The sequence below is a fragment of the Muriicola marianensis genome, from assembly GCF_014638095.1.
GTDB lineage: Bacteria > Bacteroidota > Bacteroidia > Flavobacteriales > Flavobacteriaceae > Muriicola > Muriicola marianensis.
Map to the genome: position 1 here is coordinate 523,119 of NZ_BMFH01000001.1, position 26,530 is coordinate 549,648.

Annotated in this window: 21 protein-coding genes; 14 read left to right on the forward strand and 7 right to left on the reverse strand. The window is 43.8% G+C overall.

Going from position 1 to position 26,530, the window contains the following annotated elements; translation table 11 throughout:
- The first annotated feature begins 56 nt into the window (after positions 1-56).
- The gene (gene ppdK / locus IEV19_RS02490) at positions 57-2,786 is read left to right on the forward strand and encodes a pyruvate, phosphate dikinase (RefSeq protein ID WP_188369123.1); all 2,730 of its coding nucleotides are present in this window, start codon (positions 57-59) and stop codon (positions 2,784-2,786) included.
- A 20-nt stretch (positions 2,787-2,806) separates the two neighbouring features.
- Here the strand turns inward: ppdK and IEV19_RS02495 are convergent, their stop codons facing one another.
- Both IEV19_RS02495 and IEV19_RS02500 read right to left on the reverse strand, forming a co-directional pair.
- Positions 2,807-3,844, reverse strand: coding sequence for a glycosyltransferase (locus tag IEV19_RS02495; RefSeq protein ID WP_188369124.1), 1,038 nt, complete (start codon positions 3,842-3,844; stop codon positions 2,807-2,809).
- Between the two features lie 82 nt (positions 3,845-3,926).
- Complete coding sequence (locus IEV19_RS02500; RefSeq protein WP_188369125.1) at positions 3,927-4,868, reverse strand: beta-1,6-N-acetylglucosaminyltransferase; 942 nt, start codon at positions 4,866-4,868, stop codon at positions 3,927-3,929.
- A 267-nt stretch (positions 4,869-5,135) separates the two neighbouring features.
- On the opposite strand from IEV19_RS02500, the gene IEV19_RS02505 reads away from it, so the two are divergent.
- A complete protein-coding gene (locus IEV19_RS02505; protein WP_188369126.1) occupies positions 5,136-5,840 on the forward strand; it encodes a hypothetical protein in 705 nt (234 codons plus the stop codon).
- A 52-nt stretch (positions 5,841-5,892) separates the two neighbouring features.
- On the opposite strand, the gene IEV19_RS02510 is transcribed toward IEV19_RS02505, so the two are convergent.
- Positions 5,893-6,549 (reverse strand): DUF8692 domain-containing protein, encoded by a 657-nt coding sequence (locus tag IEV19_RS02510; RefSeq protein WP_188369127.1) that lies wholly within the window; start codon positions 6,547-6,549, stop codon positions 5,893-5,895.
- A gap of 138 nt (positions 6,550-6,687) precedes the next feature.
- Between IEV19_RS02510 and IEV19_RS02515 the strand changes: the two genes are divergently transcribed.
- Positions 6,688-7,428 carry a tyrosine-protein phosphatase gene (locus IEV19_RS02515; protein ID WP_188369128.1) on the forward strand — a complete coding sequence of 247 codons (741 nt, stop codon included), beginning with the start codon at positions 6,688-6,690 and terminating at the stop codon, positions 7,426-7,428.
- On the opposite strand, the gene IEV19_RS02520 is transcribed toward IEV19_RS02515, so the two are convergent.
- From IEV19_RS02520 to IEV19_RS02535, 4 genes are read right to left on the reverse strand one after another with little or no spacing between them, the layout of a single operon-like run.
- Positions 7,425-9,809, reverse strand: coding sequence for a GumC family protein (locus IEV19_RS02520; RefSeq protein WP_188369129.1), 2,385 nt, complete (start codon positions 9,807-9,809; stop codon positions 7,425-7,427). The genes IEV19_RS02515 and IEV19_RS02520 overlap by 4 nt on opposite strands.
- A 32-nt stretch (positions 9,810-9,841) precedes the next feature.
- Positions 9,842-10,636, reverse strand: a complete 795-nt coding sequence (locus IEV19_RS02525; RefSeq protein WP_188369130.1) for a polysaccharide biosynthesis/export family protein — start codon at positions 10,634-10,636, stop codon at positions 9,842-9,844.
- A 14-nt stretch (positions 10,637-10,650) separates the two neighbouring features.
- Positions 10,651-12,576 (reverse strand): polysaccharide biosynthesis protein, encoded by a 1,926-nt coding sequence (locus IEV19_RS02530; protein ID WP_188369131.1) that lies wholly within the window; start codon positions 12,574-12,576, stop codon positions 10,651-10,653.
- Positions 12,573-13,700 (reverse strand): DegT/DnrJ/EryC1/StrS family aminotransferase, encoded by a 1,128-nt coding sequence (locus IEV19_RS02535; protein WP_308418520.1) that lies wholly within the window; start codon positions 13,698-13,700, stop codon positions 12,573-12,575. The genes IEV19_RS02530 and IEV19_RS02535 overlap by 4 nt, the downstream gene beginning before the upstream one ends.
- A gap of 308 nt (positions 13,701-14,008) precedes the next feature.
- On the opposite strand from IEV19_RS02535, the gene IEV19_RS02540 reads away from it, so the two are divergent.
- From IEV19_RS02540 to IEV19_RS02590, 11 genes are all read left to right on the forward strand, one after another.
- Complete coding sequence (locus tag IEV19_RS02540) at positions 14,009-15,403, forward strand: nucleotide sugar dehydrogenase (RefSeq protein ID WP_188369132.1); 1,395 nt, start codon at positions 14,009-14,011, stop codon at positions 15,401-15,403.
- Positions 15,403-16,428 carry an NAD-dependent epimerase gene (locus IEV19_RS02545; protein WP_188369133.1) on the forward strand — a complete coding sequence of 342 codons (1,026 nt, stop codon included), beginning with the start codon at positions 15,403-15,405 and terminating at the stop codon, positions 16,426-16,428. The genes IEV19_RS02540 and IEV19_RS02545 overlap by 1 nt, the downstream gene beginning before the upstream one ends.
- Positions 16,429-16,569: 141 nt before the next feature.
- Positions 16,570-17,565 carry an SDR family oxidoreductase gene (locus IEV19_RS02550; RefSeq protein WP_188369134.1) on the forward strand — a complete coding sequence of 332 codons (996 nt, stop codon included), beginning with the start codon at positions 16,570-16,572 and terminating at the stop codon, positions 17,563-17,565.
- A gap of 2 nt (positions 17,566-17,567) precedes the next feature.
- The gene (locus tag IEV19_RS02555; RefSeq protein ID WP_188369135.1) at positions 17,568-18,848 is read left to right on the forward strand and encodes a nucleotide sugar dehydrogenase; all 1,281 of its coding nucleotides are present in this window, start codon (positions 17,568-17,570) and stop codon (positions 18,846-18,848) included.
- Positions 18,848-20,383: a lipopolysaccharide biosynthesis protein gene (locus tag IEV19_RS02560; RefSeq protein WP_188369136.1), complete on the forward strand. Its 1,536-nt coding sequence runs from the start codon at positions 18,848-18,850 to the stop codon at positions 20,381-20,383. The genes IEV19_RS02555 and IEV19_RS02560 overlap by 1 nt, the downstream gene beginning before the upstream one ends.
- 213 nt (positions 20,384-20,596) lie before the next feature.
- On the forward strand, positions 20,597-21,184 hold the full coding sequence (locus tag IEV19_RS02565; RefSeq protein WP_188369137.1) for a formyl transferase: 588 nt from the start codon (positions 20,597-20,599) through the stop codon (positions 21,182-21,184).
- A gap of 25 nt (positions 21,185-21,209) precedes the next feature.
- On the forward strand, positions 21,210-22,283 hold the full coding sequence (locus tag IEV19_RS02570) for a polysaccharide pyruvyl transferase family protein (RefSeq protein ID WP_188369138.1): 1,074 nt from the start codon (positions 21,210-21,212) through the stop codon (positions 22,281-22,283).
- Entirely contained in the window at positions 22,280-23,263 is a 984-nt protein-coding gene (locus tag IEV19_RS02575) for a glycosyltransferase family 2 protein (RefSeq protein ID WP_188369139.1), read from the forward strand. The genes IEV19_RS02570 and IEV19_RS02575 overlap by 4 nt, the downstream gene beginning before the upstream one ends.
- A complete protein-coding gene (locus IEV19_RS02580) occupies positions 23,260-24,372 on the forward strand; it encodes a glycosyltransferase family 1 protein (protein ID WP_188369140.1) in 1,113 nt (370 codons plus the stop codon). The genes IEV19_RS02575 and IEV19_RS02580 overlap by 4 nt, the downstream gene beginning before the upstream one ends.
- A gap of 93 nt (positions 24,373-24,465) precedes the next feature.
- On the forward strand, positions 24,466-25,566 hold the full coding sequence (locus IEV19_RS02585; RefSeq protein WP_188369141.1) for an EpsG family protein: 1,101 nt from the start codon (positions 24,466-24,468) through the stop codon (positions 25,564-25,566).
- A 79-nt stretch (positions 25,567-25,645) separates the two neighbouring features.
- A complete protein-coding gene (locus IEV19_RS02590) occupies positions 25,646-26,524 on the forward strand; it encodes a glycosyltransferase family 2 protein (RefSeq protein ID WP_188369142.1) in 879 nt (292 codons plus the stop codon).
- The last annotated feature ends 6 nt before the right edge of the window (positions 26,525-26,530 follow it).

A 26,530-nucleotide genomic window follows, 5' to 3' on the forward strand; every position in this document is an offset into this window, starting at 1 on the left:
CATAGCTGTAATTTCACCCCTAAAATATGCATCGTGGGATGCTAAGTAATTAAACCATGGAAACAGACACAACAGTGAAAACAAGGGTATACCGATTCGGGGACAAAAAGGCCGATGGGAACAGCAAAATGAAAAACCTCCTGGGGGGGAAAGGAGCCAATTTGGCTGAAATGAGTAGGATAGGAATACCTGTCCCACCGGGCTTCACGATCACCACGGAAGTCTGTACTGAATACAATGAACTGGGCAAATCCAAGGTCATTCCGCTGATCAAACACGAGGTGGAAGAGGCCATTCGTGATATCGAGAAGACCATGAAAACGAAGTTCGGTGACAATGAAAACCCCTTGTTGCTCTCTGTAAGATCCGGTGCCCGGGTTTCCATGCCGGGAATGATGGATACCGTACTGAATCTCGGACTTAATGACGTTGCTATAGAGGGGGTCATCCGCAAAACCAAAAATGAACGCTTTGCCTGGGATTCCTACCGCAGGTTCATACAGATGTACGGGGGCGTGGTCATGGGGATGAAACCCGAGAATAAGGACGATGAAGACCCCTTTGAGGAGATCATAGAACACCTGAAGGAAAAAAGGAAGATCAAGCTTGATACCGAATTTACCGTACAGGACCTTCAGGACCTGGTATACGATTTTAAGGATGCCGTCAAAAAGAAAACAGGAAAGAACTTCCCCACTGATCCCTGGGATCAGCTATGGGGGGCAGTGATCGCCGTATTTAACAGTTGGAATGGGAACCGGGCCATGTATTACCGGAAGATTCACGGGTATCCGGCCGACTGGGGTACGGCAGTGAACGTGCAGGCTATGGTCTTTGGCAACATGGGGACCGATTCCGGTACCGGTGTTTGCTTTACCCGGGACGCAGGAACGGGGGAAAATGTTTTCAACGGGGAGTATCTCATAAATGCGCAGGGAGAAGACGTGGTAGCCGGAGTACGCACTCCCCAGCAAATTACCCGTTTGGGCTCAGAACGCTGGGCAGAGCTCGCCCAGATCACCGAAGAGGAACGGATTGCCTCCTACCCTTCCCTGGAGGAACTCATGCCTGAGATCTTTGCAGAACTCGACGGGTATCAGAGAACACTTGAGGACCATTACCGCGATATGCAGGATATGGAGTTCACCATACAGCAGGGTAAACTCTGGATATTACAGACCCGGAATGGTAAACGAACCGGAGCCGCCATGGTCAAGATCGCCATGGACCTTTTAGAAGAAAAAGTCCTGAACGAAAAAGAGGCCTTGATGCGCATCGATCCTAACAAACTGGATGAGTTGCTGCACCCCATATTTGATCCAAACGCCCTGAAAGACGCAGAGATCATCGCGCATGGATTGCCAGCCTCCCCGGGGGCTGCGACCGGGCAGATCGTTTTCTTTGCGGAGGATGCCAGCAAATACAAGTATACCATTTTGGTACGCACAGAGACCTCTCCGGAAGACCTGGAAGGGATGCACCTGGCCAAAGGGATCCTGACCGCCAGGGGCGGGATGACTTCACATGCCGCTGTGGTGGCACGAGGCATGGGTAAATGCTGTATCTCAGGTGCCGGTGCCCTGAAAATCAATTACAAGTCGCGTACCATGACCGTAGATGGAAAGGTTTTCCACGACGGAGACTGGATCTCCCTCAATGGATCTACAGGAAACATCATCGAAGGAAAGGTCGCTACCCGGGAACCCGAACTAAGTGGAGAATTCGGGGAATTGATGACCCTGGCCGATAAATTCGCGACCATGAAAGTTCGAACGAATGCGGATACGCCCAAAGATGCTTCTGTCGCCAGGAACTTTGGAGCGCAAGGCATCGGCTTGACAAGGACGGAACACATGTTCTTTGAAGTAGACCGAATCAAAGCCATGCGGGAGATGATCCTGGCAACCACTGTCAAAGGCCGAAAACACGCTCTTAAAGAACTCTTGCCTATGCAGCGAAGCGACTTTGAAGGCATTTTCGAGGCTATGCAGGGACTTCCGGTGACCATCCGGTTGCTGGATCCACCTCTTCATGAATTCGTACCTCACCAGTTGGCCACTCAAAAGGAACTGGCAGAAGAATTGCACATCTCCCTGGACGCTGTTAAAAGTAAGGTGGCAGAGCTGGACGAGTTTAACCCTATGCTGGGCCACAGAGGCTGCCGTTTGGGGAATACCTACCCTGAAATTACCGAGATGCAGGCCCGGGCCATTATTGAAGCGGCCCTTAACCTGAAAGAAAAAGGGATAGAGACCCATCCCGAGATCATGATCCCTCTGGTGGGTACCGTCAATGAATACGTTGAACAAGAGAAAGTGATACGGGAAACCGCAGAATCTATCTTTACCAAAAGGAAGAACAAGGTAAATTACTCCATAGGGACTATGATCGAGATTCCCAGAGCTGCCTTGCTGGCCGATAAGATCGCAGAACATGCCGATTTCTTCTCTTTTGGCACCAATGACCTTACCCAGATGACCTTCGGGTACTCCAGGGACGATGCAGGTAAATTCCTGCCTATCTACCTGAAAAAAGGCATACTGAAAGAGGATCCGTTCGAAGTCCTGGACCGGGAAGGTGTGGGTCAGCTCGTGAAGATGGGTACAGAACGAGGCCGACAGACCAAGCCTCACCTGAAAGTGGGTATCTGCGGGGAGCACGGAGGCGAACCCAGCTCGGTGGAGTTCTGCCACCAAATGGGTATGAATTACGTGAGTTGTTCCCCCTTCAGGGTGCCCATTGCTCGTGTGGCTGCGGCACAGGCGGCGATTGTATCAAACCAATAGCCAAATGCCGGCTGTAATATTTAAAAGGGAAGTTTAAGAACCTTGTATCTCACTCCGAGTCGGATAGGGATTAAAGCTCCTAGAAATAACCATTTCCTGTTAAAGAGAAATAAGGATAGTTTGATCTTAGGGTGATGGTACTGCCCCCCAATAAGATTGTCGACGGGATACACCCCGAGTTGCCTTAAATGGGACAAAAGTTCATTGATCCTGGAGATAGGGACCGATGAGCGAATAATTTTAAAAAACATAAAATACACATTCACGCTTTGCACATAACGTATATGCTCACTGACCTCACCAGGGTGGTCTTGGGCGATGGATTCTTTTAAAAGACTGTTTATTCGCTCGATCAAACTTCGATAATCTGTCAGTATTCTCTCCAAATGCTCTGATTCCGTATTATTCATGATCGATTTTGGGAAAAGTACGTACCTATGAATATCCTCGGGCCGGAAAACGATCCGTTTTGAAGCCCAAATCGCCTTTAAGGTAAATATCACATCTTCCATGAATTTACCCTCTTCGAATTTCAGATTGTTGTCCAAAATGTGAGATTTCCTGATCAAATACCACCAGGCTTCAAATCTGTGATACGGATATGCATTAAAAAATTCAGTTCCGGATAGAACAGCACTCGTCCTTCCTTCCGTCTGGGTTTCCGAGGAAAATAAATCTAATTGCCTGGTAACCTGTGTTTTGAAACCAACCATATCGAGATCGTTTTCCTCTGCCAGGCGAAGGATGTCTCGCATTTTTCCATAGGCCAAATAATCGTCTGCGTCAATAAAATAAATGTATTTCCCCTGGGCCAGGGTGATGCCTATATTCCTGGAGGCACCTAATCCTCTGTTTGTTTGATTGACGATTCTAATTTGAGGGTACTTCTCCGCAAGGGCCTCTGCCGTAATTTTGGTGCGGTCTGTGGAACCGTCATTAATTATAAGAATCTCGTATTGATCTGGATTTACATCCTGATTCAGGAGACTTGTAAGGCATCTTGGAAGGTGAGCCTCTCCATTATAAACAGGTACAATGATACTGAGCTTTAATGGCAAATTTATTCTGTATTAAACGATCTTAAAAGATCGGTAAAACCTGATTTATACAAATATGTAGGAGACAGTAACACTGCAATATTCATAATACTTGTTGATCTAACACATTTAATACCTCATTATCGATCTCCTGATTAAATTTTCTGGCGAATAAACAATTAGAAACAAGAAGCTCCTCTAAATTTTTCATTTTAAAAACGACAGGTGACGGAACTTTCTGACCCTCCCACCTCACATGAGTCAGACTGGGCATCACCCACTTTGGGTCGATAAATTCAGCTATGATTGTATGAACAAATATTTCATCCGGTACTTGGGTATATCTATGAAATTTTAAAACATCTGGATGTTCGTTTACGAAGTCGAGGATCTTTCTCAAAGTAGTGAAGGGCAATGCCCACCATTGAGATCCCCCATAGAACTCCCTATGAACCTCCGAGTATTTCCTCTTTGAAAACAGAGTGATACACTCTCCCCTGATCGGTGAAAGCAAGAGTTTCAACAAAGGCTTGATATTCCCAAGCCTGCAAAATTCGGAAGTCCGCAATGAAGGTATCGTGATGGGCGATTTCGATCCCTTATATGGATGGAAATTATAGCATTGTATGCGGTCCCAACCCCCATTACGCCAGGTCTCTATTGGGAATTTCTGGGAGGTAATGAAGTGTATCCCGGCATTTTTGCGAAAGAAATCAGTAATGAATTTATTGCTCTTTATAGGATAATCCTGTCCGCTCATTAAAATTCCATATCCTTCTGCATCGCCGGAAATTTCTAAAGACTTTTTGATTAAGGCCATCGTTGCCTCAACCACGGATACATCTCCCCAGAATACGTCAATCCTGTTTTGATCGCCCACAAAATAAGTTCTCTCTTTCGTTTGAAGCTTTTCTTTAAAGGGAGTACTATCTGTCGATTTATCTACGTGAATAATGAAATTAACATCAGGTGCGCTCAATCTTTCCACGAGTCGGAGTAGCTGTTCGGGTAGCTGATGCACCAACAATAGGTAGTTAATTATCATACTTTATATTCGTCGAATTCGCGATCCAGGGTGATGTAATTTACTGTTTTATCCGAAGCTGATAAGTAAGTCCGACCCTTGGATTAGTAAAATACACAATATCTTCTACGGCCGTATCGGAACAGTGGAAATAATATTACTTTTAAATATCCCATTTTAAGATAAGCAGATGATTCAATGCCTTAAAACTTTAAATACAAGACCTTGTTCGGGGTTTCGGCATAGGTTCCCAATTCCGGATACCTCCACGAGAAAAAAGAGTAACACATGAAGAATTTTCAACGTGATATCAGGTTCAACACTTCGGATAAAGAGGCAAAGGTTGTGTTTTATCTTCCCCTTTGGATCTCGGGAGCCGTATTTCTTCTTTTGCTGATTCCCGTAACCAGGGATTTCGGATTCTGGATGTTAAAGGAAAATCATCCCGTAGAAATTGGCACTTTCCTTTTGTTCTTTTTCGGTGGGCTCTACGGGATCGTAAATTTTATCCGGCACAGAAAAACAATATCAACACCTGCAGTCATCTTTTACTGCCTTTTTGCCTTCTTTTTTGTTTTGTTGGCCATGGAAGAGATCGCCTGGGGCCAATGGTTCTTTAAATTTCAGACACCTGAAAATTGGGCTGCAGTGAATGTACAGAATGAAACTACCCTGCACAACCTCGAGATGATGCAGGAAAACAATGACCTCCTCCGTTTAATCTACGGTGTTGGCGGACTTATCGGCATATTTTTCGGAACTTCTAAATTCTTAAGAGAGCTGGCAGTGCCTAAATTTTTACTGCTCTGGTTTATCATTATTGCAGCACATTCTGTACTGGATATTGTAGTAGATTGGTCCGAAAAGGACTACAGGATCATGAGGCCAATCATCCGTTTTAATGAAGTTACTGAATTCCTGATCGCGTTTAGCGGTGTACTGTACTTGCGCTACAATCTCATCAGGATAAAGGCATCCTCAAAGAGCCTTTGATGCAAAGCAGTGTGAGCTTGTATGGCAGTACGTTTTTGAAAGGTGATTAAGGTCACCTCCGGCCTTCGACTGCCCTGTATACCCGAAACACATAGGCAAAAATCAGGCTCATACTCAGCAATTCTCCCCCGTCCTCCAGCACGCCCATTTTTCCTTTCCAAAAAGGCAGAATAACATGGAACATATCCACCACTACGCCAAAGAATCCCAGTATGAGTACTAAAAACAAGAGTTTTCCGGAGAATGACTTCCCGGATCCATCAGCATTCTTGTAAGCTATCCCGATGATTGAAAAGAAAAAAAGGGCAGCCATGAGGGAAAGTATTAATTCTCCCATATCTTCCTTTCTAAGGCCCAATCGGGAGTCCAACTGCAGCAGATCGGCAAGGTGCGCCCCTATATTTTCGTGAATTGACAAAGAATCATCCATCAAGAAATACAGGAACAGAAATGACCATGCCATAAAGATGAATTGCCTTTTCTTAAGATATAGCCCTCCTAAGATCAAGAGAATACAGAGTTCCTTGCCATATTGATAGAATTCAGCATATCCCCCATCCATTTCGACCGACCACATGGGGTTGCCCAGTAGTCCGTAATAATGAAAACAATGAACGGTAATAAAGAACAGATCTAATAGGATCAGAGTCCATAATAACTTCGACTTGTCAAAAATCCTGATCTTATAAGATGAAACACCTTCGCTCAAAATATTCTTCTTTGCTGTCAATTGCCAGACGCAAGGTAAATAATATGCGATTAGGAATGCTCTGATATCGTTTAGGAACTGTTTTTTACGATTTTATAACAGGACAGATGATGTATCTTTGATTTAAATCTTAACGGGATGTTCACCTTCTTTCAGAAAAAACGTTTCCTGGTCGACGCGTTGGCCGGATATGTTGACATCCACAACCATATCCTGCCGGGCATAGATGACGGGGCCAAGACGGTGGAAGACTCACTGGCCCTTATGAAGGAATTTGACTCACTGGGGATCCGTCATTTCATTGCGACACCCCACATTATGGCAGAATATTACCCGAATACTCCTGAAACGATTCGAAAGTCTCACGAAGTGCTCAAAGCAGCCCTTGTTGAACAGGGAATGACAGAGGTCTCCCTCCTGGCTGCGGCAGAACATATGATAGACCTTAACTACGAGCTTGCCCTGGAGGGCCGTGAGATCATGCCCATAAAAAATGAGTATCTCCTGGTAGAAATGTCATATTTACAACCTTCCCTTAATTTCCGGGAGGCCGTGATCAAAAGCATGAGGGCCGGCTATCACTGTATCCTGGCCCATCCTGAACGCTATGCTTACCTCTATCACCAGAAAAAAAAGTATAATGACTACAAGGCTTTGGGAATACACTTCCAGCTGAATTTATTGTCTCTCGGAGGATATTACGGCAAGCCTGTGGAGAAAATGGCCCGGGAACTATTGCACAGAAACATGGTGGATTTTGTGGCTTCTGATGCCCATAAACTCAAACATCTCAAAGCACTAAAAGAGATCAAACTGGATGCCGGCACCTATGAAAAACTGACCTCAGCTGTCCGGCATACGATCCGCACATTTCTCTAATTCGATCTAAACCACTTTTTCTTTTTGGTAGGGCTGTATCCGTATCCGTATACCCCTCCATAACCAAGGTCGTCTTCGGCTACCCCATTCACGACGAAGGAAAGGTTTTTCAATCTGCCTTCTTCCTTGAGTTTTAATGGGAAATTCAGGACCTTTTTGTCTGTCTTGCCCGAGCGAGCTACGTAAATAATGTGGTCTGCATACTTGGAAAGTACCAGGGTATCAGATACACCAAGCATAGGCGCTGTGTCTACAATAATATAGTCGTACTCCCCGGCTAATTCCTGAAAGAATTCCCCGGTTCGATCTCCCATCAGCAATTCTGTAGGATTGGGCGGGGTCTTTCCTGAAAATACAAAATCCAGGTGGGTCTCATTAATCACATCCGATTTGATGATGTCTTTTACCTTCAACTCGGCACTGTGGAGGAAATCCGTAAGCCCTTTGGGTTTTGTAGTGGAATCCTGTGTTCTGTACTTCTGGTTCTCCGAGAGGAAGACACGAATTTTGGGATTGCGTATATCGGCACCGACGAGCAATACCTTGTGTTTAGCCTTGGCCAGCAGGTAGGCCAGGTTAGTAGACAAAAAGGTTTTGCCCTCATTGGCGATACTGGAGGTGATCATGACCACCTTGCCTTTGTCGCTTTTCTTTCCTCCCGAACTCAGCACGTAATAGAGGTTGGTCCTCAGGATACGCATGGCCTCGGCCAGGACGGAACGATCATCTTCTACCACCAACTTGGATTCTTTTTTAGATAATTTCGGTAACTCTCCAATGATGGTAGCCCCGGTAATGATGCGCTCCAGATCGAGTTTGTTGTGGATCTTGGTATCCAGGAGTTCTTTCACATAGATCACGGAGAACGGAATAAACAAGCCCGCCAGCAAAGCCCCCAGATACAGGGTTATCGGGTCTGCACCTTCCGGATAGTTTTTTAAGGCAAAGGCACGGTCGATGATCTTCAAATTGGGCTCTGCCTGTTTAAAAGCAATCTGGGCTTCCTCCCTCTTTTGCATGAGGTAGAGATAAAGTGCTTCTTTAGTCTCTTGTTTTCGGTTGATATCCCTCAGGGCCCGGGTGTTGCCGGGGGTAGAATACAGGCGGGAATTGATCTCAGAAAGGCGCTGACTAATGCTGTTGGTCTGCAGGTTCAGGTTGTCGGTCATGCTCGAAAGGCTGGCAGTCATACTGCGTTTCAGCGCTTCGAGTTGCTGATCCACATCCCGTACAACGGGGTTGTCCTGATTAGAACTTTCCAGTAAGCGCTTGCGTCGGGAGACTAACGCATTATACTCCGCAGTGGTCGTATTTATGGCTTCATTTTCTATGCCGATATTCGATGGCATAACCTCATAACCACTACTGTTTTGCAGCCTGTTCTTCATGGAATTCGCAATGCTTAGTTGGATCTGAGCATCCCTGAGTTGTGCCTCTATGGCCGAGCTTTCGCTTAAGTTGATCCCACTTTGAGATTCGATATCTGTAAGTCTGCGGGATTGTTTAAAATCCTCTTCCGTCTCGTCCACTGAAGCCAGTTCCGTGTATATCCCATCAATTCGTTCATTGATAAAGGAGGAGGTCTCATTGGCGATCAATTGTCTCTCTTCGATAAAATTGTCAATATAGACATCCACGAGTGTATTAATGACATCCTTTGCCTTTTGCAAAACGGGATCTTTTAGTTTGATTCTGACCACATTCGACCCCTGTTCGTCCGGATATAAATCGATTTTCTCGTAGTATTTCTGTGCGCGATTTACCAGTGAGCTGTTCTCAACCCGATAGGTTCTACCGGCATAGTTTGAAAGGTCTGGCAGATTCGTTGTAATCACCGTCTGCCCTATGGGCGTTTCAAAGCGTTCACCAAACTGAATGGGTTTGAAAGAGCCATCAGGGGAAGTGCCATATCCAAAAGAAAGATTATCACTGATCCGGAGGTAGAACTTACCGCTCGTTGTGTTTACCAGGGAATCGGGTTCCGCAAAATTGACGGTAAAGGGTCGGGGCCGGTAGATCTCCGTGTCCCGTATATTCCCTAAAAGGAACACCTCAAGATTCAGATCCAGGCGATCTGCTACCTCGATGAGATTCGACCTGGATTTAAGGATAAAGATCTCTTCCTCCACCTCCGTCGCATTCTCACCGGAGAATACTTCCAGATCCTGGAAGACATTTAACTCAGACCTTCCCGGAGATTCAATGACTTTTACGCTGGCTTCTGCCTCGAATTCCGGGATTTCATATCGTTTAAAGACATATGCTGCGGCGAGGAAGACCACTGTACTGAGAACAAACCATTTCCAGTTCTTGACATATCCCTTAAGGATAGACTTTAAATCAAAAGGTTCACTAGAGACCTTATTTTCATCAAAATTCATAGGCTTGATTCGTGTAGATCCAGGGGTCTGGTTTATCTTCTTGTTTCAATGATCAAATAGCTGGTGATTGCCAGGGAGATCAGGGAAAAATACAGGCTCACCCTCCTGTCTGTTACGGATTCCACAATAGCCGATTTGTTCGGTTCCACATAGACCACATCATTCTGGTTCAGATAAAAAACCGGAGATTCCATGGCTTTTTTACTGGTCAGATCGATCCGATTATAGACTTTGGCCCCGTTAAAATCACTGATCACCAGAATATTGTCTCGTCTTCCCTTCAACGCCAAATCGCCGGCAAGACCCAGGGCTTCTAAAATGGACACCTGTTCCCCTACCACGGGATAAGTTCCGGGCCGGTTGACAGCCCCCAGGACGGTTACTGTAAAATTACGGAGGCGGATATTGATGATGGGGTCTTTGAGGTAACTGGATAGTCTTCTCTGTAGTAGAGAGCGTAGTTCATCCGGAGTCAGCCCCACCACTTTGATCTTGCCCAGAACGGGAAAATCGATCTCACCCCGTTCATCCACCAGGTAGCTTACCTGGCTGGGTTCTGTCTCGCTTCCACTCTCTCCAATCCTGCGGTACAGGTTAAAAGGAACGCTGGCCTCAGGATTCAGAGTGGAAACAATGATGCTGATCTCATCATCGATCTTAAATTTGGTCTGGGAATTGTTCTGGCTGACCAGGGTCTCAAAATTGGTGGCATCCTGGAAATAGACTACATCTTTTTTTGAACCACAGGAAAAAAAAGTCAGGATCAGAATGGGCAATACTGCGTAAACCAGGGTACTTTTTAACCTTCTTTGAAAACTATAGAACATAAGCCATCGTAATTTTAGTGGTTCTTGATCATTTCTTCCGGTTCAGCTGCTTCCTTTGCCTTGTCAAATTTACTCAACTCGGAATTATTGGAGATGTATTCCGGAACAATTTCTTTCATCAGTACCACCGTATTGCCATTAAAGAACATATTGGTGACACAGAGTTCGTCGATTCGTGTTCGCATTTGCTGGTAGTCCACATCCCGGGTCTTGGAGATCATGATTTTTTTATGGTGGGTAGGCAGGGTGTTCTCTCCATTGGCCAGTAATTCTTCGTATAGTTTTTCTCCGGGTCTCAGGCCGGTTACCTTGATGTCGATATCTTCCGGATACCTCAATCCTGAGAGTTTGATCATGTTCTTGGCCAAGTCGAAGATCTTTACGGATTCTCCCATGTCAAAAATAAAGATCTCCCCTCCTTCTCCCATCACAGCCGCTTCCAGTACCAGCTGAGATGCTTCCGGGATGGTCATAAAGTAACGGGTTACCTCTTCATGAGTCACCGTCAGGGGTCCTCCCTTTTCAATCTGCTTCCGGAACAAAGGGATCACAGATCCATTGGAACCCAGGACGTTGCCAAAACGGGTCGTGATGAATTTGGTCACCCCGTCCTGTTGCTTGCAAGCGGCGTAGATCTCAGCAATTCTTTTAGTGGCTCCCATCACGTTTGTAGGATTCACGGCCTTGTCTGTTGAGACCAGTACAAACTTGCCTACCCGGTGCTGCACGGCCAGATCAGCCATGGCCTTGGTTCCGGCCACATTGATCTTGATCGCCTCATAGGCATTGTATTCCATCAGGGGTACGTGCTTGTAGGCGGCAGCGTGGAACAAGATATCCGGTTTGTGCTCCTGAAAGAGGGCATTCATTCGGTTTTTATCCCGTATGTCTCCCACGATGGGAATAAAATTATGCCGGCCATCCTGTTTGAGTTCCTGCTGCAGGTCGTATAAGGCTGATTCTGCCTGGTCTATAATCACCAGGGACTTATAACGATAGGAGGCGATCTGGCGGACCAGTTCACTGCCGATGGAACCGGCTCCTCCCGTAACCACAATCGTCTTACCCTGCAATTCATTGCCGATATGAGGATTTCGGATATTGATGGGAGTCCGCTCCAATAAGTCCTCGATCTGAACCTTTTTGATCTGGTTGATGTTCAGTTCTCCGTTGATCCAGTCCTGGATGGGGGGGACAATCTTTACCTGCACCGGCAAATCCACCAACTCCTCTACCAACCCCCTTAATTTTTTGGAACTGATATTTTGAATGGAAAAGATGATCTCGCTCACGCCCCTTTGCAGGATAAAGGCTTCGGTGAGGATTTCTTTAGGGAATACGCGTACTCCATTGATCTGCTTGCCGATCTTCCTTTTCGAATGATCGATATACCCCGAAACACGTATATTCTCCCTGGACTGACCTGTAAGGGCATTATAGGTCAGAATACCGGATTCCCCGGCCCCGTATATGATCACATTTTTGGTTGCCGTATTCCGATTAGACAGGCTGTAATACATGCTTTTGAAAACATAACGGGAAGCTACCAGGACCAGAAATGCAATAAGGCTGTGTATAATTATGATTGACAGGGGAATGGTAAACCCATCGATCATTGTCAATTCCTTATTAACGATCAAAAAGGTGATGGTAATGATACTTGCCAGGCAAATGGCGTTAAAGAGGTTGTACACATCCTTTACGCCTGTATGCCGGACCACCCCTTTATAAGAACCCGTAATAAGAAAGGCGATCGTTGAGATGATCATGACCATAGGGAGCTGAAGCACCAGCCATTCTACCTCAAAATCAAAACTCAGGTTAAAGCGAATAAAATAGGAAAGGGTAAATGCGAAAGCAACGATCAGCACGTCGATGGCCAGGACCAGCCATTTGGAAGCGTATTTGATCATTTGCAGGGCGAGGTATCTTCGTATCATACTAAGGCCTTTTTGACGTGATATGCCACCAGTTCCAGGTCTTCTTCCCTCAGGTTGGAACCGCTGGGAAGGCACAGACCGGTGTCAAAGAGTTTTTCAGAAGTGCCGTCGGAAAAATGAAGGGCATCCTGAAAAACGGGTTGCAAGTGCATGGGTTTCCAAAGGGGCCTGGATTCTATGTCTTGCTCCGCCAGAGCTAATCGAATCTGCTCTCGTACCTGATACGAGGGAGTTAATATACAACTTAACCACCGATTGGCATAAAAATCCGGGTGTTCTTTTTGGAATGTAATATCAGTAATATCCTGGAAGGCGTCCTTATAATACGCGTAATTTGAGCGTCTGGCGGCCACCCGCTCGTCCAATACTTCCATCTGTCCCCGACCGATCCCGGCCAGGACATTGCTCATGCGGTAATTGTGCCCTATTTCACTGTGCTGGTAATGAGGGGCTTCATCCCGGGCCTGAGTGGCCAGAAACACCGCCTTTTCCTTCTGCTTTTGATCCCTGGTCAGGAGGGCCCCACCTCCCGAGGTGGTGATAATTTTGTTTCCATTAAAGGAAAGGATGCTGAGATCGCCTAAACTACCGCATTTTTGACCCTTATAGGTACTGCCCAGGGCTTCGGCGCTGTCTTCCAGGACCGGAATATCGTATTTCTCTGACAGGGCCCGGATCTCATCTGCCTTGTAAGGCATACCGTAAAGGTGAACGGCAATGATGGCCTTGGGCTTTTTCCCTTTAGCCAGTCTGTCTTTTATGGCCTTTTCCAGTAATTCCGGAGAGATGTTCCAGGTATCCGTCTCACTGTCAATAAATACAGGGGTCGCCCCCAGATATACTATGGGATTGGCGGAGGCAGAAAAGGTAAAGCTCTGGCAGAGCACCTCATCCCCCCTGCTCACTCCAAGAATTTTTAACCCGAGATGGATGGCGGCCGTACCACTGCTGAGTGCTGCGGCGAACATATCTCCCCCAACATAGTTTTCAAGAGAGTGTTCAAAGGCGGAAACATTGGGACCCAAAGGGGCGATCCAGTTAGAATCAAATGCTTCCTGTACGTACTGCTGTTCGGTTCCACCCATATGAGGGGAAGAAAGCCAGATTTTGGTTTTAGCTATCAAGCGTTTAAGTTTTGCGGTAATTCAGGATGATAAAAGTACAAGCAATCCGTCAATTCTGTAAGAAGCTACTGTTATATTTCGATTAATAAGGTAGTTTATCGGATAATCGGCACTTGCAACATTCTATGCTCAAGGTGACGTTATAATACATCTATTTATTTGACCGTACATCCAGTCTATTTACTACGAGTGTGCCATTGCAAAAAAAATGTCATCTTTGTATACTCATTATCAGACCAGGGAATTCTCGTTAATTAGCATTGCAAATTGATCTGTCATTACCCCTTTGTCTGAATTAGTAATTAGCTGTGAGCGAAATCAAAAACATTTGCTGTATTGGGGCCGGATACGTCGGCGGGCCTACCATGGCCGTCATAGCAGCCCAGTGCCCCCACCTGAAGGTGACCGTAGTGGATATCAACGCAGAGCGAATAGACCGGTGGAATGCGGAAGACCTGGACGAATTGCCCATATACGAACCCGGACTCAAGGAAGTGGTCGGGAAAGCCAGGGGTAAAAACCTCTTCTTTTCCACAGAGGTAGACCGGGCCATTGATGAGGCAGAAATGATCTTTATTTCGGTGAATACCCCTACCAAGACCTATGGGAAGGGAAAGGGACAGGCGGCAGACCTTAAATTCATTGAGCTGTGTGCCCGGGACATTGCGCGGGTGGCCAGGGAAGACAAGATCGTGGTGGAAAAATCTACCCTCCCCGTCAGGACAGCCAGTGCGCTTAAGGAGATATTGCAAAACACCGGCAAGGGAGTACATTTTGAGGTGCTTTCCAACCCTGAGTTCCTGGCCGAAGGCACGGCTATCAATGACCTTCTGCATGCAGACCGTGTCCTAATCGGAGGGGACGATACCGCTTCCGGAAAAAAAGCCAAGGATCAATTAAGTGCTATCTATGAAAACTGGATCCCGAAGGAGCGTATTTTGCAGACTAATGTTTGGTCTTCAGAGTTGTCCAAACTCGTGGCCAATGCCTTTTTGGCACAGCGGGTATCCTCTATAAATTCCATATCGGCTTTATGTGAGAAAACGGATGCTAATATAGGGGAGGTAGCACGGGCGATAGGTTATGACAGCCGGATCGGCCCTAAATTTCTCCAGGCTTCCGTAGGGTTTGGGGGTTCCTGCTTCCAGAAAGACATTTTGAACCTGGTGTATATCGCCCGGAGTTTTGGTTTGGAAGAAGTAGCCGACTACTGGGAACAAGTGATCCTGATCAACAATTATCAGAGAAATCGTTTTGTGGATAAGATGATCACCTCTATGTACAATACGGTAGCAGGAAAAAAGATCCTCTTACTGGGATGGGCTTTTAAAAAAGACACCAATGATACCCGGGAGTCTGCCGCCATATATGTGGCAGATGCCCTGATAGAAGAAAGAGCCTCTTTGGTCATTTACGATCCCAAGGTTTCCGAAAAGCGGATCCTGCAGGACCTGGATGCCCTGGGCACCCGTTCTCCGGAGGAAAACCGCAAGGCCCTCACTGTCATTCAGGATCCTGTCCTCGCCAGTGAACAAAGTCATGCCATCGCTATCCTGACGGAATGGGATGAGTTTAAGACTCTGGACTGGGAGTCTGTGTATAAAAAAATGTTGAAACCGGCCTTTGTATTTGACGGTCGCAGGATTCTGGATACTGAGCAGATGGAGGCCATAGGTTTCTCCTGCTACACCATCGGGCAATAATGAAGATCTTAGTGACCGGGGCAGCCGGGTTTATAGGGTTCCATCTTAGCAAGGCCCTCCTCTCCAGAGGGCATGACGTTGTGGGCCTGGATAATATCAACGATTATTACGACGTAAACCTCAAATTTACAAGGCTGGCAGAACTCGGTATATCCAGGAAGGACAGTGAACGATTCGGCAATCTGGCAGTCAGTGAGAATACAGACCTCCCCTTTCGCTTTGTACGCATAAACCTGGAAGACAGGGAACACCTGCCCCAGTTATTTGAATCGGAGAACTTTGATCTGGTCTGCAACCTGGCCGCCCAGGCCGGAGTTCGGTACAGCCTTGAGAATCCGGAATCCTATATAGATAGCAATGTAGTAGGCTTCCTGAATCTCCTGGAATGCTGCCGCCACCACGCGATCAAACACCTGGTCTATGCCAGTAGTTCCAGCGTATACGGGCAAAATGAAAAAATACCCTTCGAAACCTCAGACCGGGTAGACCACCCCATCAGCTTGTACGCGGCAACCAAAAAAAGCAATGAGCTCATGGCTTATACCTACAGCCACCTTTACGGGTTTCCCACTACCGGACTCAGGTTCTTTACCGTCTATGGACCCTGGGGCAGGCCGGATATGGCGATGTTCCTGTTTACCGAGGCCATCCTGAAAGACCAGCCCATTAAGGTATTTAGCCAAGGAAAGATGGAAAGGGATTTTACCTATATAGATGATATTGTAGAAGGGGTGGTCCGTATCCTGGAAAAAGATACTTCGGCCAGGCATCCCCATGATCTTTATAAATTATACAATATAGGGAACAACCAGAGTGTAAAACTCACCGACTTTATAGAGGCCATTGAGAAGGCCCTGGGCAAAAAAGCCGAAAAACACCTCCTGCCCATGCAGCCCGGAGATGTGGAACGCACCTGGGCCGACGTGGCTGACCTGATCCGGGATTACGGGTATCGGCCCCACACACCTTTAGAAAAAGGTGTAGAGTCTTTTATTACATGGTTTAAAGAATATTACGGCTTATAAAATATCCTTCAAATTATAATCCATAGGGTATTTACTGAATAGTATGAGGATATTCTTTCATCGGGAATTTGAGGAGTTAACATAAAATATTCGGTAAAATCCTACGGATATACCCATCTTTACGGCGCTAAATACAAAACCATGCCAGACACTTACCTCCCTGATCCCTCTCTTGCTGTTCTTGTGACCGGGGGCGCGGGTTTTATAGGATCAAACCTCTGTGAAGCCTTGCTTAAAAACGGAAACAGCGTACGGTGCCTGGACAACCTGGCTACGGGCAAACGCAAAAACCTGGAACCCCTCATGTCCCAAGCCGGCTTTGAGTTTATGGATGGGGATATAAGGGATCACAATACTTGTATGAAAGCCTGTGAGGGCCAGGATATGGTGTTGCACCAGGCAGCTTTGGGTTCTGTACCGAGGTCTATCAAGGATCCTATTACTTCCAATGAGGTCAACGTCAGTGGATTTCTCAATATGCTGGTGGCAGCACGGGACCAGGGTGTTAAGAGGTTTATCTATGCGGCCAGTTCTTCTACCTATGGAGATTCCCAGGGCTTGCCCAAGGTAGAGGACGTAATAGGAAAACCTTTATCACCATATGCCATCACCAAATACGTTAACGAATTATACGCAGATATCTTCCATAAAACATACGGGTTGGACACCATCGGTCTTCGATATTTCAATGTATTCGGCCGAAGGCAGGACCCTAACGGCGCTTATGCGGCGGTGATTCCAAAATTCGTGATGCAACTGATGAAACTGGAGTCGCCAGTGATCAATGGTGATGGCACCTATTCCCGGGATTTCACCTATATAGACAACGTGGTGGAGATGAATCTGAGGGCGATGACCGCTGATAAAAGGGAAGCTCTGAACCAGGTCTACAATGTGGCCTATGGAGAACGCACCAACCTGAATGAACTGGTCCATTTGTTAAAGGAGTATCTGAAAACCTATAATCCTGACATTGGGCAGGTAGCGGTGACCTATGGGCCTCCCCGCCAGGGAGACGTGCCTCATTCTCTGGCTTCTATCGAAAAAGGACAACAATTACTGGGGTATGCCCCAGCATACGATATAAAATCAGGCTTACGGGAAGCCGTGGCCTGGTATTGGAAAAACTTACAATAATTATGGCGGTAAAATCAATTGGCATCATCGGCCTGGGTTATGTAGGCCTGCCTCTGGCCAGGCTCTTCGCAACCCGTTTTCCTGTGGTAGGGTTCGACATCAATCCCAACAGGATCAAAGAATTACAGAGTGGAAAAGACAGCACCCTGGAGGTAGAGGAAAAAGAATTGAAGGAGGTTATTACAAAGGAGATCCCTAAAGGAAAGGGACTTTTCTGCACCGATCAGCTTCCTGATCTCGAAGGCTGTGATGTGTATATCGTGACGGTACCCACACCTGTGGACAAGAACAATCGTCCCGACCTGACACCTCTGATCCGGGCCAGCGAAACAGTCGGGAAGGTGTTAAAGAAAGGAGATATCGTGATCTATGAATCCACGGTCTATCCCGGAGCAACAGAGGACGACTGCGTCCCGGTCCTGGAAAGGATGAGCGGGCTAGTCTTTAACCGGGATTTCTATGCGGGCTACTCCCCGGAGCGGATCAACCCGGGAGACAAGGAACATACCGTGGAAAAGATACTGAAAGTAACTTCGGGCTCTACGCCTGAGGTGGGCAGGGTCATCGATGAGTTGTACAAATCAGTGATCAAGGCCGGTACGCATCTGGCTCCCAGTATCAGGGTAGCCGAAGCGGCCAAGGTAATCGAAAACTCCCAGCGGGATATCAATATTGCCTTTGTCAATGAGCTGGCCAAGATCTTTAACCTGATGGACATCGATACCCATGCGGTTCTGGAAGCTGCCGGTACTAAATGGAATTTTCTGCCTTTTAAACCCGGCCTTGTGGGCGGGCATTGCATAGGGGTAGATCCCTATTACCTGGCCCAGAAGGCACAGGAGTTCGGCTACCACCCGGAGATTATCCTTGCAGGCAGACGTATGAACGACAGTATGGGACAATATGTAGCCTCGGAAGTCGTGAAACTCATGGTACAGCACGATATCAAGATCAAGGGCAGCGACATCCTGGTGTTGGGGATCACCTTTAAGGAAAATTGCCCGGATGTACGGAATACACGTGCCGTGGATGTAGTGAGAAATCTCCAGAGCTATGGGGCTGAGGTGGATATCTATGACCCCTGGGCCTCCCCTGAAGAAGTGATGCACGAATACGGCCTTACGACTCAGGTAAACTTGCCTGAAAAATGTTATCACGCCATCGTACTGACGGTTTCCCACAATGAATTCAAGCAATTATCAATAAAGGACATGCTATGCGAGAGCGGGGTGGTCTATGATGTTAAAGGCGCCCTGGAAACAGCCTATAATAAACGTCTTTAATGAAAATTGATCAGCTAAAAGGGGGAGCTGCCTTGTCGTATGTCAATATCTTTTTGACAAATATCATAGGACTGCTTATTACCCCTTTTATCATACGCTCCCTTGGTAGCGCTGAATACGGGTTATACACCATGATCGGGGCCCTGGTGGGCTATATGAGCGTGCTGGATTTCGGACTGAACAATACGGTGATCCGTTATGTGGCCAAATACAGGTCGCAAAAGGACAGTAAAGGAGAAGAAAATTTTCTTGCTCATAGTCTGATCATGTATGCCTGTATTTCCACCTTAATTGTCGCAATCGGGATTGTTATTTATTCGCAGCTGGAGCTTTGGTATCAGGATACATTAACAATCGAGCAAATTCAGAAAGCGAAGATCATGATGCTGATCCTGATCTTCAATCTTGCGATTTCATTACCTGGAGGGACTTTCCGGGCAATCTGCAGTGGGTATGAGGAATTCATTCTGCCCAAAGTAGTAAATATCATAAGATACCTGCTGAGGAGTATTCTGGTCGTAGGGTTGTTGTATTTAGGTGGAGATTCTATAGGCCTGGTTATCCTTGACACTATAATGAATATTGCTATCATCATAGCGAATGCTTTCATTGTTTTTAGAAAATTAAAAGTGACATTTAAACTGCATCAATTCAATATTCGATTATTTAGGTCCATTCTCGGTTTTTCTCTCTGGATCTTTGTATTTGCCTTGGTACATCAATTGCGTTGGCAGGCCGGGCAAATGATCATAGGTTTGTATTATACTACCTCCATTGTGGCTATATATGCCGTGGGAATTACACTGGGGAATTATTACGGTGCCTTTTCAAGTGCCATCGAATCTGTTTTTTTACCAAGAGCAATTCAAATGACTGTCAGGCAGGAATCCAAGAAGTCTATGACGGAAATGTTTATAAAAGTTTCAAGAGTGATTTTGATTGTATTATTATTCATTTTCGGAGGATTCGTGTTAGTGGGGCGTGATTTTATCTACTTCTGGGTCGGACCGGAATATATGGAAGCCTATTATTATGTTGTTTTGATGATGATCGGCTTAACACCTATTTTAAGTCAAGGGTTCGCGAATAATATATTAGAAGCGAAAAACCTATTGTCTTATCGTGGAAGACTACTCTTAACCCTTACAATAGTAGGAACTATATTAGCTACTCTTATGGTACAGGAGTATGGGGTGATAACATTTATCTGGGTTACGGTTATTTTTATGATTATGGAAAGAATAATCATGATTCCTTATTATACCAAATATGCAAATCTTAACATGAAGAAATACTATAAATCAATATCTCCTCTCGTCATTTATTGTTTTATCCTATTGTTAGTATTTGTACCCCTGAACCAATTTATAACGGAACACAACGTTTATTACTTTTTAGGTAAAATATTAATCTACAGCTGTTTTTATGCATTTTTTTTAAAACAGGTTACAACTTCTTTTGAAAAAGATCTCATAAATAAAGTAAAAATGAGAATACTTACAATTGGTTTGCTTCAACATAAAAAGAAATCTTAAGTCTTCGAGGCATATTTTTAATGATTTTATATGAGTTCTAAACATAAAATAGTAATGCTAGTTGGAAATGACCATAGTTCCTACTACTTCTATAATAGCTTATTAAGAGATTATGATATTTCCGCCGTTATTTTAGAAAATGCACCTGATAAAAAAGCATTTCTGAAACGGAGAATAAAAAAAATGGGGTGGTTCAAAGTCTCCGGACAAGTTTTGTTCAGAATATTAATCGTACCCCTATTAAATATAGAAACCAGAGAGCGCGTCAAAGACATCATAAAGAATAATCAACTAAACAAAGACGATTTTAAAAAAGAACACCTTATACGAGTTCCTTCTGTAAATTCGGAAGAGTGCATCAATTTGCTTAAAGAAATTCAGCCTAAGGTGGTTGTGGTACAGGGGACGCGTATAATTTCAAAGAAAGTTCTCAATTGTATAGATGCCACTTTTATCAATACACATGCCGGAATTACTCCATTATACAGAGGAATTCATGGAGCCTATTGGTCCAAGATCAATAAGGACGGTCATTGTGGCGTAAGTGTTCATCTGGTGGACCCCGGTATAGATACAGGAGGTATTCTTTATCAGGAGAATATAGAGACTATTCCTCAAGACAATTTTATTTCGTACACCTATCTCCAACTTGCCAAGGGCATAGAATTGATGAAGCTCGCCATACAAGACGCCCTAAATGATGACTTGAAGGTGATCACCAATGATCTGGCAAGCAAATTCAGAACGCACCCCACCATCTGGTTCTATATCAGAAATCGAATTTTCAAAGGGGTTAAGTAAATCTCATTACAACATTTTCATTATAATGATTAATATAATAAAACATCTTATTCCCTTCAAAGCAAAAACAAAATTTTGGCTGACAATTCTTTCATTAAAGAATAAGGATGCATTTACATTTATGGCCAAGGGTCTAGAAAGACCTAAGGTATTTATCTTTCTTGCTGCTGACTATGGAAATTTAGGGGATGTGGCCATTACGTATGCTCAACATAAATTCTTGCAAAATTGTTATCCAAATCATTTAGTTACCGAGATCCCCATCAGCAAGACGCTTGATGGTATCGCATTTGTAAAAAAAACAAGGACCAGTAAAGATATCATGACCATTGTTGGAGGTGGGAATATGGGGGACCTCTACCCCATGATAGAACATTTCAGGCAGTTAGTGATCCAAAATTTTCCTGAGAACAGGATCATATGCTTTCCTCAGACCGTCGATTTTTCGGAAACCCCAAAAGGCCAAAAGGCTTTGAAAAAAGCGATACGGGTCTACAGTAAGCACCCCGACCTTACGTTATTGGCCCGGGAAAAGAAGTCCCATCAATTCTTTAAAGAACACTTTCCAAAAAACAAATCCCTATTAAGCCCTGATATCGTGATGGGACTGGACAGGTCCGAATCTAAATTTGGAAGAAAAGGAGCTCTGATTTGTTTAAGGGAAGACAAAGAAAAAAAAAGGACACAGCATGAGGAGCAAGTGCTTTTAGAAATTGTAGACTCATACTTTGGCAATCATATAAACAGAGACACTCATATTGGTGGGAGAGGCTATCCATTAATCGCTCGTGTCAGAGCTCTTTTCAGAATCTGGGAGGATTTTAAAAAAGCGGAACTGGTAGTTACAGACCGGCTCCACGGGATGATCTTCTGTTATATTACACGTACCCCTGCATTGGTATTCCTGAATAACAATCACAAAGTCAAATCCTGCCATGCCTGGATACAAGACGCTCATTGGATCTCCCTTCTAGAAAACTGGGACTCCGAAAATATAAAAAAAGCCATCCAGTCAGTCACATCGGATAACAGTAGTTTCACTGGTACATCCGTTCAGAATAAATTTCAGGAACTGACACGAAATCTTAGAGAGTCATGAATCCCCCCCTTTCCATTGTCATTCCCGTTTACAATGTAGAAGTCTATGTGGAAAAATGTATCCGTAGCTGTTTTGACCAGGATGTTCCCTCAGGGTCCTATGAAGTGATCGTGGTCAACGACGGTGCAACAGATAACAGCTTGGCTATTTGTGAAAGACTGCAACAAGAATTTCCATCCATGATCATCATCAGCCAGGAGAACAGGGGGCTGAGCGGGGCCCGCAATACGGGGATGCGGCATGCAAAAGGCGACTATATTTGGTTTGTGGATTCAGACGACTGGATTGAAAAGGATTGCTTGAAAGAAATCATCAGTAAATTAAAAAACACCAATCCTGAAATTCTATGGATGGGCCATGACGTGATATACCAAGGTGAAACGGTAAATAAATATATCCCTGAAAAAGCGAACCACCCATTAAACGGACCGGAGTTGTTTTTGAATTACTTGAATTACCAGTATTACATTTGGAAGTTCATATATAAAAGTTCATTTCTACATGAACATTCTTTAACCTTCTACGAAGGTATTCTATACGAGGACCTGGAGTTTACACCTCGGGCTTTATTTTTCGCAGATTATTGCATTATTGAACCCAAGATACATTATCATTATCTATTGAGACAAGGCAGTATAGCGAACAAAATACGACCCAAAAACGTTGAACATCGTTTCTGGATTATTGACAGAATGATAAACCAATGGGAAGTAAATAGAGAAAAGTCAACATTTACACAGGCATTATCTCAATCCATTCTTGAATCCTTTAGCAGTACACTGAATACCGCTGCGAGAACAGGAATATCATTACCAAAAACAGGGCTTATGCTTATAAAAAAAATCCGCTCGACGCCCGAATTAAAAAAAAATCTGAGACAATCCGTAAAAATTGGTCTCTACTTTCCTAAATCATATTGTAAATGTTATGGCCTGGCATATAAAGTATATTCTGGTATCAAAAATTTAAGATCATTATGAAAAGAATTCTTCAGGTAGTAGGTTCTATGAATAGAGCAGGGGCTGAAACCATGGTTATGAATTTATACAGGGCTATCGATCGGGAAAAATTCCAATTTGATTTTATTTACTTTACTAAGAAGGAATGTGCATTCGACAAGGAGATAATCAGCTTGGGCGGTAGAATTTTTCATATAAATGAAAAAGATTCAAAATCCCCATTTTTACGAACCTTGCAACTATATAAGATAATAAAAAAGGAAGGACCTTTCCATGCTGTTCATTGCCATCAACTCTTCAGTAATGCCTTTCATTTAATGGCTGCCTATATGGCTGGAATTAAAATGAGGATTGCTCATTCTCACAACACGAGCGATGCAAATAGTAGCAGCATTTTAGGCAGAATCTATCAACGATTATCCAAATGGATCATTAATCTGTTGGGTACGGATTTTGTCGCATGCGGCGATTTAGCGGGAAAGTATTTGTTCTACAGATCGCGAGAAGTCTTGCTCATCCCAAATGCTATTGATATCGATAAATTTATCTTCTCACAGGAAAAGGTCGCAACCGATTATTTTAAGTTGCCTGAAGTAGACGATAATACATTGTTTATCACTCAGATAGGCCGATTGATGCCCGTAAAGAATCATAAATTTTCAATTGAGTTTGCAGATTTTCTAAAGAGTAAAAATATTGATTTCCGAATGCTATTCATAGGGGGTGGTGAACTGGAAAGTGAACTTAAGAATTTAGTAGAGAACAAAGGATTGACCTCAGAAGTTGCTTTCCTGGGTGTAAGAAGTGATATTGATCAAGTTTTAGCGAATTCTGACATAATGATTATGCCATCCCACCATGAAGGATTCCCTGTCATCCTTGTTGAAGCCCAAGTAGCAGGATGTCCTAGTTTGATCTCCAATAATATATCACCTGAGGTAGATCTTAAATTAAATTTGATTGAGTTCTGTGGGCTAGATGAATCAATGGATACTTGGCTCGGTAAAATGAATGAGCTTACTAAGAGACCAAAGACAGACGAGAGGCTTATCCGTGAAACAATGCGCAAAGAAGGGTTTGATATAGACGTTAGTGTTAAGCGATTGGAAAGACTTTATGAAAAAAAGTAAATGATATGGATTTTCTTCACAAATCCATTATCTAGGCACTAAGTATATTCAGCTATTGAATCACAAGAAATTCTACAAAATAAATTGATTTAAATGTTTGATTTTATTTCAGTCGAATTTTATACAGAATTTTACTATCAGGTAATTTTGATTATTTGCCTTATTTCCCTTTTACATACCTCAATTCTGGCCGGAAATGAGCCTCAAATCCAATTTTTAAATAAAACTGGTGCTTTTACATTATTGATGTTTGTAGTCCTTTATATGGGCTTGCGTCCAGTGGACGGCGAGTTTATCGACATGACAACTTACGCCCGAATTTTCAATCGTTATGCAAATGGAAATTTCGAGGTAATTGGAGAGGATATTGGATTCAGTTATTTTGTCTATTTGTGTTCTCAGATCATGAATGAAACCTGGTTTTTCTTTCTATGCGCATGCATTTATACACTTCCTTTATATTTTGCATGTAAGAATTGGTTCCCCAATTATTACTTTTTCGGATTTCTTCTACTTGTCGGGTCATTTTCATTCTGGGGATATGGGGTAAATGGAATAAGAAATGGCATGGCTTCATCCTTATTTCTATACGCCATATCACTTGACAAAAGAAATAATCTGATGATGGGGCTGATGATGTTCCTTTCATATAGCTTTCATTCCAGTATGATTTTGCCAATATTAGCCTATGCTTTGGGATTTTGGATTAAGGATACTAAGAAGTTTATCGTTTTATGGATTTCATGTATTTTCTTGTCCCTGGCATTCGGCGGAGTTTGGGAGAATTTGTTTGCTTCCCTAGGATTTGGAGATGAGCGACTGGCGAGCTATTTGACTACAAGGGCACAAGAGGGTAAGTTTAGCAGCACAGGATTCCGATTTGATTTTTTATTCTACGGAGCTGCTCCTATCGCTTTAGCCTACTATTATAAATTTAAAAAGGGTTTTGAAGATCCAATTTACAACAGAATACTAAACACATATTTAATTGCAAATGCGTTTTGGATTCTCATCATTAGAGCTAATTTTTCCAATCGATTTGCTTATCTATCCTGGTTTTTGATGGCAATCGTTATTACCTATCCTTTATTGAAAAAGCATTTCATTAACAAACAATTCAAGTTCCTGGGTTTGGTGACAATTGTTTATTACGGATTTACATATGCTATGTATTATATTCTAATTAAGGACTAATGATATATTGGATGAATATGAAAATAATAAGCAGTATAATAGAACGTTCAATCAATGAATAATTGACATCTCTAAGACTATGAAGGATAAAATATATGTAACCATAGGCCTCCCATTTTACAACGCAGAGGATTTCCTAGAAATGGCAATAAAATCAATATTTGCTCAAACTTATCCTTATTGGGAGCTGATCTTGATGGACGATGGATCCACAGACGACTCATTGGCGATAGCGAAATCGATCAGTGATTCCAGGGTCAGGGTGATCTCTGACGGAAAAAATAAAAAACTCGCAGCCCGACTCAATGAGATAGTTCGCATCGCAAAATATGATGTTATTATGAGGATGGACGCTGATGACCTGATGAGTACCGAAAGGCTGGAAAGACAAATAGAAGAATTAGAAAAATATCCGGAAGTGGATCTTATAAGTACAGGCACCATTTCCATAACCAATTCATTACAATATATTGGATCCCGAGGGCAAGATATTTCCGATATATCTTTACAGGATTTATTAAGCAGAAGAGCTTCACCTTTGCACGCAAGTATCGTGGGTAGAAAAGCTTGGTTTTCCCGAAATTCGTATGATGAAAAACTGAAAATAGCCCAGGACTATGACCTTTGGCTTAGAAGCAGTGCTAGTGGTGATTTTAATATTAGGATTATTTCTGACCGTTTATATTATTACCGTGAAGAGAATAACGCAACGGCAAAAAAAGTTTTAGCGGCATATAAAAATGAACGTCAAATGTTTAAAAAGTATGCCATAGGGGGACACTTATCTTATTGGCTCAAATCTAAGGTAAAATCCTTTGCTGTGTACTTTATAGCTCTTCTCGGTAAGGAAGATTGGTTGTTAAAGAGAAGAAGCCCTAGTAAGTTTAATGAAGAAGAGAAACGGAAATATTTAATGGAGGTTGAAAAAATTAAAAGGTTTGAACTACCCAAAAAATAGTCACTT

What these genes read in the sequence shown, in the direction of transcription:
- ppdK (WP_188369123.1), top strand. Translation starts at nt 57, where the DNA reads ATGGAAACAGACACAACAGTGAAAACAAGGGTATACCGATTCGGGGAC.
- IEV19_RS02500 (WP_188369125.1), bottom strand. Translation starts at nt 4,868, where the DNA reads ATGATAATTAACTACCTATTGTTGGTGCATCAGCTACCCGAACAGCTA.
- IEV19_RS02505 (WP_188369126.1), top strand. Translation starts at nt 5,136, where the DNA reads ATGAAGAATTTTCAACGTGATATCAGGTTCAACACTTCGGATAAAGAG.
- IEV19_RS02515 (WP_188369128.1), top strand. Translation starts at nt 6,688, where the DNA reads ATGTTCACCTTCTTTCAGAAAAAACGTTTCCTGGTCGACGCGTTGGCC.
- IEV19_RS02520 (WP_188369129.1), bottom strand. Translation starts at nt 9,809, where the DNA reads ATGAATTTTGATGAAAATAAGGTCTCTAGTGAACCTTTTGATTTAAAG.
- IEV19_RS02525 (WP_188369130.1), bottom strand. Translation starts at nt 10,636, where the DNA reads ATGTTCTATAGTTTTCAAAGAAGGTTAAAAAGTACCCTGGTTTACGCA.
- IEV19_RS02530 (WP_188369131.1), bottom strand. Translation starts at nt 12,576, where the DNA reads ATGATACGAAGATACCTCGCCCTGCAAATGATCAAATACGCTTCCAAA.
- IEV19_RS02545 (WP_188369133.1), top strand. Translation starts at nt 15,403, where the DNA reads ATGAAGATCTTAGTGACCGGGGCAGCCGGGTTTATAGGGTTCCATCTT.
- IEV19_RS02550 (WP_188369134.1), top strand. Translation starts at nt 16,570, where the DNA reads ATGCCAGACACTTACCTCCCTGATCCCTCTCTTGCTGTTCTTGTGACC.
- IEV19_RS02555 (WP_188369135.1), top strand. Translation starts at nt 17,568, where the DNA reads ATGGCGGTAAAATCAATTGGCATCATCGGCCTGGGTTATGTAGGCCTG.
- IEV19_RS02560 (WP_188369136.1), top strand. Translation starts at nt 18,848, where the DNA reads ATGAAAATTGATCAGCTAAAAGGGGGAGCTGCCTTGTCGTATGTCAAT.
- IEV19_RS02570 (WP_188369138.1), top strand. Translation starts at nt 21,210, where the DNA reads ATGATTAATATAATAAAACATCTTATTCCCTTCAAAGCAAAAACAAAA.
- IEV19_RS02575 (WP_188369139.1), top strand. Translation starts at nt 22,280, where the DNA reads ATGAATCCCCCCCTTTCCATTGTCATTCCCGTTTACAATGTAGAAGTC.
- IEV19_RS02580 (WP_188369140.1), top strand. Translation starts at nt 23,260, where the DNA reads ATGAAAAGAATTCTTCAGGTAGTAGGTTCTATGAATAGAGCAGGGGCT.
- IEV19_RS02585 (WP_188369141.1), top strand. Translation starts at nt 24,466, where the DNA reads ATGTTTGATTTTATTTCAGTCGAATTTTATACAGAATTTTACTATCAG.
- IEV19_RS02590 (WP_188369142.1), top strand. Translation starts at nt 25,646, where the DNA reads ATGAAGGATAAAATATATGTAACCATAGGCCTCCCATTTTACAACGCA.